Origin of the sequence: Dietzia sp. IN118 (assembly GCF_032905965.1) — a bacterium.
In the GTDB taxonomy this organism is placed as follows: Bacteria; Actinomycetota; Actinomycetes; order Mycobacteriales; family Mycobacteriaceae; genus Dietzia; species Dietzia kunjamensis.
Window position 1 is genome coordinate 148,588 of record NZ_JAUMSR010000002.1, and the last position, 14,333, is coordinate 162,920.

Consider the following 14,333-nt stretch of genomic DNA (forward strand, 5'->3'; position numbering starts at 1 on the left):
GGTGTGATCTTGACAACACCGGCTACAGTGGGCATCGCGTAGCGACACTTACACATATATGTGATCGGATCCATGGTCGTTCTGGAGGGACGACGTCATCGCGGTCGGTTGCAGAAGGGATCAGTCGCCGATGCCAAGTCCTGAGGCCACCTCCGGTGGCACCTACGAGGAGGTCCAGCCGTGATCCGCACCCGATTCACCGAGGAGTTCGGCGTCCATCATCCCATCGTCCAGGGCGGCATGATGTGGGTCGGCCGCGCCGAACTCGCCGCCGCCGTGTCCGAGGCCGGCGCGCTGGGGATCATCACCGGACTCACCCAACCCACGCCCGAGGACCTGGTCAAGGAGATCGCGCGCTGCCGGGAGATGACCGACCAGCCGTTCGGCGTCAACCTCACGATCCTTCCCGCGATCTCTCCGCCCCCGTACGCCGAGTACCGGCAGGCGATCGTCGAGTCGGGCGTGAAGATCGTCGAGACGGCCGGGTCCAATCCCAAGGACCACCTACCGGTGTTCCACGAGGCCGGCATCAAGGTGATCCACAAGTGCACCTCGGTCCGCCACGCGATCAAGGCCGAGCAGCTCGGTGTGGACGCGGTATCGATCGACGGCTTCGAGTGCGCGGGCCACCCGGGGGAGGACGACGTCCCCGGCCTGGTGCTCATCCCTGCCGCGGCGGCGAGGCTGTCCATCCCGATCCTCGCCTCCGGCGGGATCGCCGACGCCCGCGGCATGGTGGCAGCACTGGCGCTGGGAGCCGACGGCGCCAACATGGGCACCCGCTTCATGTGCACGGCCGAGTCGCCGGTGGCCGAGCAGGTCAAACAACAGATCGTGGCCAACACCGAGCTCGACACGAAGCTGATCTTCCGGACACTGCACAACACCGCGCGGGTGGCCGCCAACGCCGTCTCCGCCGAGGTCGTGTCGAAAGAGGCCGAGAGTGCCGAGTTCTCCGACATCCAGCACCTCGTCGCCGGAGCCCGCGGACGCAAGGTCTTCGAGGACGGCGACCTGGACGCGGGCATCTGGAGCGCCGGCCAGTGTCAGGGTCTGATCCACGACGTGCCCACCGCGGCGGAGCTCGTCGACCGGATGATGGCCGAGGCTGAGGAGATCATCACCGGCAGGCTGGCCGGGATGGTCGAGGCGGGGGAGAAGGTCCGATGACCGCGACCGGACGTGACGCCATCAAGGTCGACCATGACGACCTGGGCGTGACCACGATCAGTATCAACCGGCCCGACCGGATGAACGCGCTCGACCACCCCACCGTCACCGCGCTGACCGAGCTCATCATCGAACACGGCAGCGATCCGGGCACCCGGGTCATCGTGCTTTCAGGGGAGGGCGGGGCGTTCACCACCGGAGCTGACCTGCAGGCGATCACGGACGCCGGCGCGGACGCGCCCAGCCCCGACGCGACCATGGCCGGGGCCGCCGCACTGGTCCGCGCGGTCCTCACGGTCCCGGTCCCGGTAATCGCCGCCGTCACCGGCCCGGCGGCCGGGGTGGGCGTCTCGCTCGCGCTGGCCTCCGACCTCGTCCTCATGTCGGAGGACGCCTACCTACTGTTCGCGTTCACCAACATCGGACTCATGCCCGACGGCGGCGCCAGCGTGCTGCTGCCCGCGGCCGTCGGACGGTCGATCGCCTCGCGCATGCTGCTGCGTGGCGACGCCGTCTCCGCCGCGGAGGCCCACGACGTCGGACTGGCCATGGAGGTCCACCCGACCGCGGACCTCGAGCCCGCCGCCGCGAAGCTCGCCCGCCGACTGGCCCGGGGTCCGCGCCGCGCCCTGGAACTGACCAAGAGGGCCGTCACCGGGGTCACGCTCGCCGAGCTGGACGCGGCCCTGGCCAGGGAACACGAGGGCCAGTGCGAGCTGCTGATCTCCCCCGACTTCGCCGAGGGCGTGTCCTCGATCCTCGAGAAACGGCGCCCGAACTTCTCCTGAACCGTCCCTCCTGTCACCTGCCCCTCCCGTCACCCACCGCCCGACGAAAGGCCGAGATCATGACCACCGCCACGGATCCCATCGCCGAACTCCACGCGGCACGTCGCAACAACTGGAACACGTGGGTCGCCACCCACGCCGAGATGCAGCCCGACGCGGAGGCACTGCGCTACCTCGGTCAGACCACCACGTGGTCCCAGCTGCACCATCGCAGCAACCGCTTCGCCGACGCGTTGGCCCGCCGCGGTGTGGGCAGGGGCGACCGGGTCATGCTCATCACGCTCAACAACCCGGAGTTCGTCGAGGCCGTGCTGGGCATCAACGAGCTGGGCGCCATCGCGGTACCGGTGAACTTCCGGCTCACCCCCGGTGAGCTCGCCTACCTGGTCAGCGACTGCACGCCGAAGGTCGTCGTCACCGACGCGATGCTCGCGCCGCTCGTCGGCGCGATCCGCGCCCAGGGCGAGGAGCCGGGCCACCACATCGTCATCGGCGGTGAACCGGGGGCGCCCGACCAGATCACATACGCGGACGCGATAGCGGAGCAGGGCCAGCCGCATGAGCCCGTCGACGTGCCCGAGGACTCCACCGCGCTCATTACGTATACCTCGGGCACCACGGGGCGGCCCAAGGGCGCCATGCTCTCCTACGAAAACCTCACTGCGCAGTCCCTGACCTGCATCCGGGTCTTCCGACTGTTCGACGAGGACGGGCGCGCACTGTGCGCCGCCCCGATGTTCCACATCGCGGCGCTCGGCTCGATCGCGCCGAGCCTCCAACTCGGCGGCGTCACGGTGGTCCACCCGCTGCAGGCCTTCGACCCCGCAGCGGTCCTAGACACCCTCGAGGCCGAGCACATCACCAGCATCTTCCTCGTCCCCGTGCAGTGGCAGGCCGTCTGTGCCGAGCAGCAGGCCCGCCCGCGCAGCCTGGTGCTGCGCAACATCTCCTGGGGCGCGGCCCCGTCCACCGACACGATCCTGCGCGCCATGGCCGAGACCTTCCCGGACGCCCTGAACTGCGCGGTGTTCGGCCAGACCGAGATGAGCCCCATCACCTGTGCCCTCGACGGCGATGACGCGATCCGCAAGATCGGTTCCGTCGGCAAGGTCATCCCCACCCTCCAGGCGCGCGTCGTCGACGGCTTCGGCGAGCCCGTCGGCCCGGGTGAGGTCGGCGAGATCGTCTACCGTGGTCCCACCACGATGTCCGGTTACTGGAACAAGCCCAAGGAGACGGCGGAGGCCTTCGAGGGCGGGTGGTTCCATTCCGGCGACCTGGTCCGCATGGACGACGAGGGCTTCGTCTACGTGGTGGACCGCAAGAAGGACATGATCATCTCCGGCGGCGAGAACATCTACTGCGCCGAGGTGGAGAACATCATCGCCGGGCACCCGAGGATCCGCGAGGTCGCGGTGATCGGCCGCAAGGACGACAGGTGGGGCGAGGTCCCCGTCGCAGTGGTCGCCCAGAACGTGGAGGACGGCGTTGCCGATCTCACCCTCGAGGAGATCAGCGAGTGGCTGCGGGACAAGCTCGCCGGCTTCAAGCTCCCCAAGCATCTGGTCCACGTCGACGAACTCCCCCGCAACGCCAGCGGCAAGGTCGTCAAGGGCACACTGCGTTCCGAGCACGGCACCGTGGGCGTCTGAGCTGGTGTCCCGGCTCCCGTCCGACCACTCCGGGAGAGCAGGGAAGTGCTCACCAGCTCTATCGTCGGGCCGGATCCACAGGTGCGCGACCACCGGCTTCCTGCAGCGACCGTTCCGGGATGAACTCGGAATCCCGTGGAGTTCGCACGCGGCCCGACGAACTCCCCCGGACGGTTCGGACGGCCACCTACCGCATCCTGTTCACCGATCTGAGGTGGAGAGTGCGGACGGACCGATCACTGAAGTGGGACTCAGTGCTCGGGGTCGAGTTCCGGTGCGCGCTCGTCGTCCCACACGCCCGCTCGCTCGAGATGGGCGATGAGCAGACTCGCGCCACCGGTGAACTCGGCGTCCACCACTTCGTGGGCCGTCTCGACGTCGCCGTCACGCAGCGCCTCGAGCATGCGGCGGTTGTCCGTCAGTGCGCCCGCACGCCACTCGGGGTCGTCCGCGTACAGCCGGTAGGGCATGTAGCGGGCGGCGTTGGACAGGAACCGGGACAGCTTGTCCGAGCGGGAAGCCCGGTTGAGGCACCGGTGGATCGCGTACTGGGCGTGCACCACGCCGTCGGTGTCATCTGACGCGGATGCCTTCTCGAATTCGTCGATCAGACGACCGTGGAACTCGAGAGTTTCCGCGTCGTAGCGGGTGATGGCCCGGTCGACGATGCGCTTGGAAAGTTCCGCTTGGAGCCAGAAGATGTCCTCGATGTCCTGGCGGCTCATCGGCGAGACCAGGTAGCCGCGCCGCGGCACCAGATCGACGAGGCCCTCGCCGCGCAGGGTGAGTAGTGCCTCCCGGACCGGGGTCACGCTCACCCCGAGTGCGGAGGCGGTCTCGTCGAGCCGGATGAAGGACCCCGGGCGGACATCGCCGCTCATGATCCGAGTTCGCACGTGGTCGGCGACCTCCTCGGAGAGCTGCGGGCGCTGGCCGAGTCGTGTGGGGGCCACGTCCGCCACCTCATTCCACGAGAGAAGGGCACCCACCCGGAGCGCCGAGACCGATGATCGAAATAAAATATATCTGTAGTGGCTCACACTACCTCGCCGGGGGCGGGGCATCCACCCACCGCCGAGAAGGGTTCACGTGAAACATCTCTCGCTCGCCTTCGTTTCGGTTATGACAACCCTCGACCGGCCCGTCTCCTCGGGGCGCTGCAGCGCGGGTCGGAATCGGCGACAGTTCGGCGGTGGCCCCGCGGCGACCGTCGGCGACCCGCGAGTGGCGCCCCCGACCCGCGACATGGAGCCCGACCGGCGGGGCACGGTGTCCGACCGGCGGGGCGCCTGGACCTGCCCCGCACCGGGACCGGCCGAGGGGAAGGATGCGTTTACGCGCAGCGACGTCGGCCGTGCCACTCGAGCGTGCGATGCGCGGACATCCGCACGAACTTTCCTGCGGAGAGGGCCGAATAGCGCGGAGGGGCTGCGGGGCGGCCACAGCCGGGCGAGACTGGGCCCATGACGTCAACCGAGAACCGTCCCGCCGTCCGTACCGAGCGCCGGGACCACGTCCTACTCGTCACCCTCGACCGCCCGGAGGCCCGCAACGCCGTCAACGGCGAGGTCAGCACGCTGCTGGGCAACGCGCTGCACGAGGCGGACACCGATCCCGAGATCCGGGTCGTGGTGATCACCGGCGCGGGAGAGCGGTCGTTCTGTGCGGGCGCCGACCTCAAGGCCATCTCCCGGGGTGAGGACATCTTCCCGGCCGAGAACCGGCAGTGGGGATTCGCGGGGATGATGCAGCAGTACGTCTCGGTCCCCGTGATCGGCGCGGTCAACGGCACCGCACTGGGTGGGGGCTGCGAGATCGCCCTGGCCTGCGACCTCGTGGTGGCCGCCGACCACGCGGTGTTCGGTCTGCCGGAGGTGCGGCGTGGGCTCATCGCCGCCGCCGGTGGCGCGTTCCGGCTGCCGGCCCAGCTGCCCCACCGGGTGGCCATGGAGATGATGCTCACCGGCGAGCCGATCACCGCCGGGCGGGCGCTCGACCTGCACCTGATCAACCACGTCGTCCCGGCCGACCGGCTGCTCGACACCGCGCTCGAGCTCGCCGGGACCATCGCCGCCAACGCGCCGCTGGCGGTCCAGGGGACCAAGCGGGTCGCGCTCGGGATCACCGACGGCGGGCGTCCGGCGGAGGTCGACCAGTGGAAGGTCAATGACACGGAGATGATCACCGTCATGACCTCCGAGGACGCGGCCGAGGGCCCGAGGGCGTTCGCGGAGAAGCGTGCCCCGGTGTGGAAGGCGCGCTGAACCCGGATCCGATGAGACCCATCCCCCAGCCCGACCGGATGTGAACTCCGCCCCCCGGCCCTACATTTCCTTTATGGAAGCAGTGTTGAGGTCGATGGTCGTCGAAGAGGACCTGCACGTCCTCGACACCGCGAGCAGGGAGTTGACGCCCCGGGCGGCGGAGTTGCTGGCCCTGCGGGGTGGAGGTGGCTCGGGAGAGGAACTGCGCAACTGCGTCATCCGCGCCGCGACCGCCCCTGCCGGGTCCGCGACGGAGCTGCGGTCGGCCCTCCGCGCGGAGCGGGCGGGGCTCAACGGGGCGGGGGCCGAGCTCGGGCTGGCGGTGGTCGCCGCCGGGGCCGTCCCGCTCGTGCCCCCCGGATCCGCCCTCGTCGACGAGACGCCGAGGACTCGTCGACTCCTGGCCGACTACGAGTACCTGGCCCGGGATCAGATCTACTGTGGCGTCCGGATCCGGGTCGAGGCCCATGGCGCAGACGAGGCTGTCGCGGTGTCCTGCCGGATCGCGCCGTACCTGCCGGTGTTCCTCGCGCTCACGGCGAGTTCGCCGTTCCTGAGGGACGGGTCGGACTCCGGCTACGCGAGTTGCCGCTCGGTGGCGGCCTCGCAGTGGCCCACGGCGGCGCCCGTGGCGGGCGTGTGCTCGGCCGCCGAGTACGACGAGCTGGTGGCCGACCTCGTGGCCAGCGGGGTGGTCGTCGATGCGTCGATGGTCGGCTTCGGCGTGCAGCCCGGGGCCGACCGGCGGTCCGTGGAGCTGCAGGTGGGTGACGCCTGTCCCTCCGCCGACGCCACCGTTCTGGCCGCCGCTCTGTTCCGGGCCCTCGTCGAGCGCGAGGCGACCGCCGTCGCCGACGGCGCCGGGTCGGCGGCCCCCGCCGAGACGAGGCTGAGGGCGGCCCTGTGGCGCGCGGCCCGGTCGGGCCTCGAGGGTGATCTCGTGGACCCCGTCACCTTCCGGGCCCGGCCCGCCACCGACGTCGTCTCGGATCTGGTGGAGTCCCTGACCGGCGAGTTGAACCGGTCGGGTGACCTCGACACCGTGCGCACCCTGCTCGACAACGCGCTCTACAACGGCAGCAGTGCGTTCCGGCAGCGCCAGGCCCTCCGCCGGCGGGGGCACCCCCACGACGTGGTCGACCTGCTCGCGGCGGAGACCGCCGGGATCAGCGGTCCCCGGTCGGCGGTCCCCGATGCCCACTCACGACTGTTCGGCGTCTACGAACCGATCGAGGGCCTCGACGCCGACCCGAGCTGGGACGAGGCGGTCGAGGAGGGGGGTGCCCCCCGTGAGGCCTACGCTCCCGTGATGTCGGCCCTGGACCGGGCGGGCACCGTGCGGCTCCGGTCGCGACAGGTGACGGCGGAGAAGGAGGCCTCGGTGGCCGGGGTGACGTTCCGGGTCACCGGACAGGAGCGGCCCCAGGCGTTCCCCATGGACTTCGTACCCCGCATCGTCTCGCCCGAAGTGTGGCGGGTGCTGGCCGCCGGCACGGAGCAGCGCGCCCGCGCCCTGGACGCCTTCCTCGACGACATCTACGGCCAGCGCGAGTTCGTGCGCGCGGGGCACATGACGCCCGAGTCCCTGGACCGCGCCCCCGGTCACCGCAGCACGGGACGCGTACAGCGGCCGGGTCGGACGCGGGCGCACATCTGCGGGATCGACCTGGTGTGCGGGGACGACGGCACGTGGTTCGTGCTGGAGGACAACGTCCGGGTGCCCTCCGGGATCGCCTTCTCCCACGCCCTGCGACAGATGACCACCTCCCTGTTCGGCGACCTCACGGGCGGGTTCGATCTCCACGCGCCGGACGAGGCGTTCGGCATGATCCGCGAGACGCTCGAGGCGGCCGCGCCGCCGGCCGCCGGGGACGAGCCGCAGCTCGCGGTCGTCTCCTCCGGGCCGACCGACTCGGCCTGGTTCGAGCACCGACTCATCGCGCAGCGCACCGGACTGCCGCTGGTCACGCCCGACCGGCTCACCTTCCGGGACGGGGTGCTGCACTATCGTGCGGGCCGCGATCTGCACCGGGTGGACGTCATGTACGCCCGGATAGACGAGGACATGCTCCTCAGCTCGCCGGGCGACGACGGCATCCCGCTGCGCGACGGGCTGCTCGACGCGCTCGGGGCCGGACGCCTGACCATCGCCAACGCTCTCGGCAACGGGGTGGCCGACGACAAGGCCGTCTACGCCTCCGTCCCCGCCATGATCGACTTCTACCTGGGGGAGACCCCGATCCTCGAGCAGGTCCCCACCTACCTGTGTGCCGACCGGACGCAGCGGGACCTCGTGTTGGACCGCCTCGGCGAGCTGGTGGTCAAGCCGATCGACGGGTACGGCGGACTCGGGATCACCATCGGGCCGGAGTGCTCGGAGGCGGAGCTGGCCGCCCGCCGGGAGGACCTGCTCACCCGGCCGGAGGGGTTCATCGCCCAGGAGGTCGTGCCCCTGTCCACGTTGCCGACCTTCGACGGGACCCGGATGCAGCGCCGGCACGTGGACCTCCGCGCGTTCGCCCACGTCCGACGCGAAGGGGGCAGGACCACCGCGCACGCGGTCCCGGCCGGGCTCACCCGGGTCGCGCCGGCGGGATCGATGATCGTCAACTCCTCGCGGGGCGGCGGCGGCAAGGACACGTGGATCATGCGGTGACCCCCGCGCCGGGCGCGGGGAGCTGCTGCGGGTGCGGGTGCGCCCGCGTTCCCTTAGCGTGGGAATGATGACCGACGCACAGCGATGGATCAGAGTCGAAGAGGAACTCCACCTCGTCGACACGAGGACCCGGCGACCGGTTCGGCGGGCAACGGACGTGCTCGCCGCTCTCGGCGACACCGGGCAACGGGGACAGGAGGGCCACGTCCGGCCGGAGCAACACGGCGCGATCGTGGTCGCGGACGCGGGCGCCCACACCGGGCTCGGCGAGCTCGGGGACGCCCTCCGCCGTAACCGGACCCGCCTGGCGGAGGCCGCCAACGGACTGCGGACCGGGGTGGTCGCGGCAGGGTCGCTGGCCTCGCCCGAAGTGGAGTTCGACCCAGCGCCGCAGGACCCCCACCCCGCGCCGGGCCGCGAGTCGCAGACCCGCGCCTCGGCCGGCTTCCGGGTGGTGATCGAGACCGCCGACGCCGACGAGGCCCAGTACGCGGCCCGACGGGTCGCCGCCCTCGCGCCGGTGCTGCTGGCACTGTCGGCGAGTTCCCCCTACTGGGCCGACGGCACCGACTCCGGGTACGCCTCCACCCGCTACTTCGAGAGCCAGTGGTCGCCCGCACACCTGCCCGCCTATGCCGCCGACACCGCCGACGAGGCGCTGGCCTGCGAGGACGAGATCGTCGCCACCGGCGTGGTCGCGGGACGGGAGGGGATCGCGGTCGACGTCCGCCCCTCCCGGGACGGGGACGGGATCGAACTCGTGGCCTGCGATTCGTGCAGCACGATCGACACCCTCGTCGTCGTCGCCGCCCTGTTCCGCGCGGCGGTCGACCGCGTCCTCGCCGAACGGGACGCCGCGCAGGGCGCCGGATCCGTTGGGTGGGACGGACCCTCCGACGCCGTGCTGGCCGCGGCGTTCTGGCGCGCCGCACGCTCCGGACTCGAGGGGGACCTCGTGGACGTGGCGACCGGGCGCCCCCGCCCCGCCACCGAGGTGCTCACCGGACTGGTCGACGACCACGTCGACCACCTCCGGGCCGGAGGCGAACTCGACCTGGTGCTGAACCTGCTCGACGGGGTCCGCGGTTCCGCGACCTCGGCGACCCGCCAACGCGCGGCGCACCGCCGACGGGGACGCCGCAGCGACGTGATCGCCGTCCTGCTGGCTGAGACCGTCGAGCGGATCCGCCCCCGGGACACCGCCGACGACCGCGGGATGCGACACATGCTCGCCTCCTACTCGCCGCTCGGGGAGGCGGTCACCGAGGAGGTGCACGACGAGGCCATCTCCGAGGACGGCAACCCGCGGCCCGAGTACGTGGACCTGCTCAAGGCCGTGTCCGACATGGGCCCCGAGGTCCTGTGCGAGCGCAAGGAGCAGGTGGACGACAGACTGCGCTCCATGGGCATCACGCTCAAGGTGTACGGCAAGGACGAGCCGCAGGTCTTCCCGCTGGACTCCGTCCCGCGGATCGTCCCGGCTGACCAATGGGCGCGGATCTCTGCGGGCATCGAGCAGCGGGCGCGCGCGATGGAGATGTTCCTGCGCGACATCTACGGGGCGGGCGAGATCAGCCGGGCCGGCGTGGTCCCCGCCGAGGCGCTCCAGCGCGCACCGGGGTTCCGTCCCACCGGACGCGCGGTGCCCGAGGGCGTCCTCCACGCCCCGGTGTGTGGCGTGGACCTGGTCTCCACGGCGCCGGGCGAGTGGATCGTGCTCGAGGACAACCTGCGGATGCCCGGGGGGATGGCGATGGCGGTCGCACTGCGCGACCGGATCGCCGAGGGTTTCCCCGAGTTCGGTGCGCGGTCGGAGGTCCACGACCCCCGCGAGGCGCTGGCGATGCTGACCGACACCCTGCGGGCGGCCGCGCCCGAGGGCGTCGACGATCCCGCCATCGGCGTGGTGGTCGCCGAGGACGAACTCGAGGCGTACGACCTCAGCAGCGTCACCGAGGCGGTCGGTGGCACCCTGGTGACGCCCTCGGACCTGATGTGCGAGGACTCCGCCCTATGGCGGGTCGAGGGCGGGGAGCGGCAGAAGATCGACGTGCTCTACGTCCGTATGGACGAGGAGATGCTCCTGTCCTCTACGGGCGCAGATGGCACCGCGCTGCGCAGTGGGCTGCTGAACGCGATGGCGGAGCACGGCGTCGCCGTGGTCAACGCGCCCGGGAACGGGGCCGCCGACGACAAGGCGATCTACGCGATGGTCCCCAAGATCATCGATTTCTACCTGGGCGAGAAGCCCCTCATCGGCCAGGTCGACACGTACCTGTGCGCCGACCCGGACCAGCGTCGACAGGTCCTCGACCGGCTCGGCGAGCTGGTCGTCAAGCCGATCGACGGCTACGGCGGGTCCGACATCACCGTGGGCCCGGAATGCTCGCCCCGGGAGCTCGACGAGCGTCGGGACGAGCTGCGCCGCCACGGGGACCGGTTCGTCGCGCAGGAGGTGCAGTCACTGTCCACCCTGCCGACGTTCGACGGCCGCGAACTGCAGCGACGCCACGTCGACATGCGGGCGTTCGTCATGTTGCGGCACGGTGAGGGGGGAGAGATCGCCGCCACGGCCCCGCCTGTCGCACTGACGCGCGTGGCCCCGGCGGGCACCATGGTCGTCAACGCCTCGAGCGGAGGCGGCGGAAAGGACACCTGGATTCACCGTGCCTGACACCACCGAGGTCGAAGTCGAGGTCACCGAGGAGGCCGAGTCCCGCGACGTCGCGGGACCCCCCGACGACGCCGCCGGGGGGCCCACCCAGATCCGCCACACCACGTCCCCCAACCTGTCGCCCGACGGGTCGATGTTGGCGTGCGTGGTCACCGAGCGCACCGGCTACCCGCGCGCCGTGCAGAGGCCGCTGGGGCCGGGCGGGCTGGACGGGGCCGGGCCGGAGCGCGACGTCGTGCTGCCCGTCGACGGCCCCGTGCGCCGCGTGGCCTACTCGCCCAACGGCAGGTGGCTCGCCTGCGAGGTCGCCCCGGACGGCGGCGAGCGCGAACGGATCTGGCTGGTCACCACCGACCCCGACGATCACGACGTCTACCCCGTCGACACCGTGGGCGACGCCACCATCCAGATCGTCGGCTGGGACGGCGACCTGCTAGCGGTGACGGCGTTCGACTCCGAGGGCCTGGCCGAGGGCCGGCTCGTGGACCCCGAGACCGGGGAGCACACCGTCGTCGATCGACGGATGGGCGGCGCACTGGTCCACGCGTGGGACGGTGCCGCGCTGTTCCGGGTGGGTGCCCGCGGGAACCGCGAGCTGCTGCGCATCGTCCCCGACGGCCGGTGGTGGCCACTGCTGCCCGTCGACACCGGCTCCACCACGGACGCCGGGGTCATCCTCGACGCGGGGGATGCCGACCGCCCCATGCGGATGATCGTGCGCAGCGACCACTCGGCCGACCGGATGGGCCTGCTCGCGGTCGAGGCGGACGAGGACTCCACCGAGTCCTGGCCGGTGGCGTTCCGCAGGGACGCCGATCTCGACAAGGTCGAGGTGAGCCTGGACCGCTCGACCGCGGTCCTGTTGTGGAACGTGCGCGGCGGCCTGTCGGAGATCGAGGTCCTCGACCTGCGGCCGGAACGCCCCCGGGTCATCGTCCGGCCGCCGCTGCCCGAGGTCGTGGCGTCGTCTCCCACGCTCACCGCCGACGGCCGGTTGCTCGCGCTCACCGTCCAGAGCCTCGACCAGCCTCCCCGCACCGTCATGTACGACGTGGACAACCGCAGGTGGACCGGGCGGCCGCCCGAGCAACCCGACCCCGCGCCGACGCTGGTCGAGTTCACCGCGCGTGACGGGCTCCAGCTCAGCGGCTGGCTCTACCGGCCCGACATCGGTGACGAACCGGGCCCGACCGTGGTCCACCTCCACGGCGGTCCCGAGGGGCAGTCGCGCCCCGGGTACAACGACATCGCCCGCCGCTACCTCGACATCGGCGTGAACTACTTCCTGCCCAACGTGCGCGGCTCCACCGGCGCCGGGCGCTTCTACAGTCACGCCGACGACCGCTACGGGCGGTTCTCGGCGATCGACGACGTCGAGGACGCCCTGCTGCACCTGATCGACGAGGGCATCGCCGATCCCGGCCGGGCGGTGGTCTCGGGCCGGTCCTACGGCGGCTACCTGGTCAACGCCACCCTGGTCCGCCACCCCGGCAGGTGGCGAGGCGGAATCGCCGCGTGCGGGATGAGCGACCTGCAGACCTTCTACCGCACCACCGAGCCGTGGATCGCCGCGGCCGCCTACCCCAAGTACGGCAACCCGCTCCAGGAACGTGAGCTACTGCGGGAGGCCTCGCCCCTACGGCGGTACCACCACGTGGACGTCCCGATGCTCTTCGTCCACGGCGCGCACGACACCAATGTGCCGCTCAGCGAGACCGATCAGGCCGTGGAGTTCCTGCGCCGGCGCGGCGTACCGGTGGACGTCCTGCTGTTCGAGGACGAAGGTCATGAATTCGTGAAATTGGCCAACCGGCAGCGTCTCGGCGACCGGGTGGTCCAGTTCTGCCAGGAGGTGTTCGATGTTCGGACGCACGAAGAATGAGACCCCCGACCCGACCGGGTTCGAGGGCCGGCTCGTCGGGTGGCGGCGGCACATCCACGCCCACCCCGAGCTGTCCTACGAGGAGCGGGAGACGACCGAGTACATCGAGGGCGAGCTCCGATCGATGGGGCTCAAGCCCGAGCGGTTCGAGGTGGGCACCGGGCTGTGGTGCGACGTCGCGGCCGCCGACGGGGCCACGTCGACCGACGTGGTGGCGCTGCGCGCGGACATCGACGCGCTGGCCATGAGCGAGGAGTCCGGCGAGTCCTTCTCCTCCGAGGTCGAGGGCGTCAGCCACTCCTGCGGGCACGACGGCCACACGGCGATGCTGCTGGGCGCCGCCGAGATGCTGGTCGCCGACCCGCCGCCCCGCCCGGTGCGCCTGATTTTCCAGCCGGCCGAGGAGACGATGCCCGGCGGTGCCAAGGACTGCGTCGAGGAGGGCGTGGTCAAGGGCGTCGACCGCATCCTCGCGCTGCACTGCGACCCGCACCGCCCGGTCGGCGAGGTGGGCGTGACCGGCGGGGCCATCACCTCGTCCAACGCCAAGATCGGCATCACCGTCCACTCGGACGGCGGGCACACCGCGCGTCCGCACGAGACCCAGGACACCGTCTTCACCCTCGCCCAGATCGTCACGGGCGTCACGGGCGTGATCGACCGGCGGATCGACCCGCGGTCGGGCACCGTGCTCACGTGGGCCTCGATCAAGGCCGGCGGTTCCGCGCCCAACGTCATCCCCGACTCGGGCGAGATCTGGGGCACGCTGCGCAGTGCGGACCGGGATGTGTGGGCGACCGTCGAGCCGCTGGTCCGCGAGACGGTCGAGCGGATCGGTGCCCTGTACGGGGCGCGCACTGAGGTCGAGTACATCCAGGGTGTGCCGCCCGTGGTGAACGACGACGAGTGCGCCGACCTCGCGGCGAAGGCCGTCGAATCGGTGCTCGGAACCGACGGGGTGGGCACCGCTGACCAGTCCAGCGGCGGCGAGGACTTCGCCTGGTACACCGAGGAGATCCCCGGCGTCTACCTGCGGTTGGGGGTGTGGGACGGCGAGTCCGAGGAGACGGACCTCCACCATCCGGGCTTCGTGCTGGACGAGCGGGCGCTGGCCCACGGTGCCCGCATCTTCGACGCGTTCGCCCGCCTCGACCGCCCCGCCTGAGCTGGCGGGGCGGATCCCGGCCGCGCGCGCTCACCCTCCCGCCTTTGGGCGCTCACCCTCCCGGCCGCGTGCGCTCACCCTC

The 14,333-nt window shown here is 71.3% G+C and carries 9 protein-coding genes; 8 read left to right on the forward strand and 1 reads right to left on the reverse strand.

Annotated features, from left to right (window positions below):
- Nucleotides 1-183: 183 nt before the first annotated feature.
- From Q2K20_RS16230 to fadD5, 3 genes are read left to right on the forward strand one after another with little or no spacing between them, the layout of a single operon-like run.
- Nucleotides 184-1,170 (forward strand): NAD(P)H-dependent flavin oxidoreductase, encoded by a 987-nt coding sequence (locus Q2K20_RS16230; RefSeq protein ID WP_181694312.1) that lies wholly within the window; start codon nucleotides 184-186, stop codon nucleotides 1,168-1,170.
- Entirely contained in the window at nucleotides 1,167-1,958 is a 792-nt protein-coding gene (locus tag Q2K20_RS16235) for an enoyl-CoA hydratase-related protein (RefSeq protein ID WP_119192311.1), read from the forward strand. Before Q2K20_RS16230 ends, Q2K20_RS16235 begins: the two co-directional genes overlap by 4 nt.
- Before the next feature lie 59 nt (nucleotides 1,959-2,017).
- Nucleotides 2,018-3,610, forward strand: a complete 1,593-nt coding sequence (gene fadD5 / locus Q2K20_RS16240) for a fatty-acid--CoA ligase FadD5 (protein WP_119192310.1) — start codon at nucleotides 2,018-2,020, stop codon at nucleotides 3,608-3,610.
- A 251-nt stretch (nucleotides 3,611-3,861) separates the two neighbouring features.
- Here fadD5 and Q2K20_RS16245 read toward each other — a convergent pair whose 3' ends face one another.
- On the reverse strand, nucleotides 3,862-4,572 hold the full coding sequence (locus tag Q2K20_RS16245; RefSeq protein ID WP_007627198.1) for a GntR family transcriptional regulator: 711 nt from the start codon (nucleotides 4,570-4,572) through the stop codon (nucleotides 3,862-3,864).
- 501 nt (nucleotides 4,573-5,073) lie between these two features.
- Here Q2K20_RS16245 and Q2K20_RS16250 point away from each other — a divergent pair.
- From Q2K20_RS16250 to Q2K20_RS16270, 5 genes are all read left to right on the forward strand, one after another.
- The gene (locus tag Q2K20_RS16250; RefSeq protein WP_067720055.1) at nucleotides 5,074-5,874 is read left to right on the forward strand and encodes a crotonase/enoyl-CoA hydratase family protein; all 801 of its coding nucleotides are present in this window, start codon (nucleotides 5,074-5,076) and stop codon (nucleotides 5,872-5,874) included.
- 73 nt (nucleotides 5,875-5,947) lie between these two features.
- Entirely contained in the window at nucleotides 5,948-8,530 is a 2,583-nt protein-coding gene (locus tag Q2K20_RS16255) for a carboxylate--amine ligase/circularly permuted type 2 ATP-grasp protein (protein ID WP_317176961.1), read from the forward strand.
- Nucleotides 8,531-8,597: 67 nt separating this feature from the next.
- Nucleotides 8,598-11,204: a carboxylate--amine ligase/circularly permuted type 2 ATP-grasp protein gene (locus Q2K20_RS16260; RefSeq protein WP_317176962.1), complete on the forward strand. Its 2,607-nt coding sequence runs from the start codon at nucleotides 8,598-8,600 to the stop codon at nucleotides 11,202-11,204.
- Nucleotides 11,197-13,086, forward strand: a complete 1,890-nt coding sequence (locus Q2K20_RS16265; protein ID WP_317176963.1) for a prolyl oligopeptidase family serine peptidase — start codon at nucleotides 11,197-11,199, stop codon at nucleotides 13,084-13,086. The genes Q2K20_RS16260 and Q2K20_RS16265 overlap by 8 nt, the downstream gene beginning before the upstream one ends.
- Complete coding sequence (locus Q2K20_RS16270; RefSeq protein ID WP_269529514.1) at nucleotides 13,064-14,251, forward strand: M20 family metallopeptidase; 1,188 nt, start codon at nucleotides 13,064-13,066, stop codon at nucleotides 14,249-14,251. Before Q2K20_RS16265 ends, Q2K20_RS16270 begins: the two co-directional genes overlap by 23 nt.
- The last annotated feature ends 82 nt before the right edge of the window (nucleotides 14,252-14,333 follow it).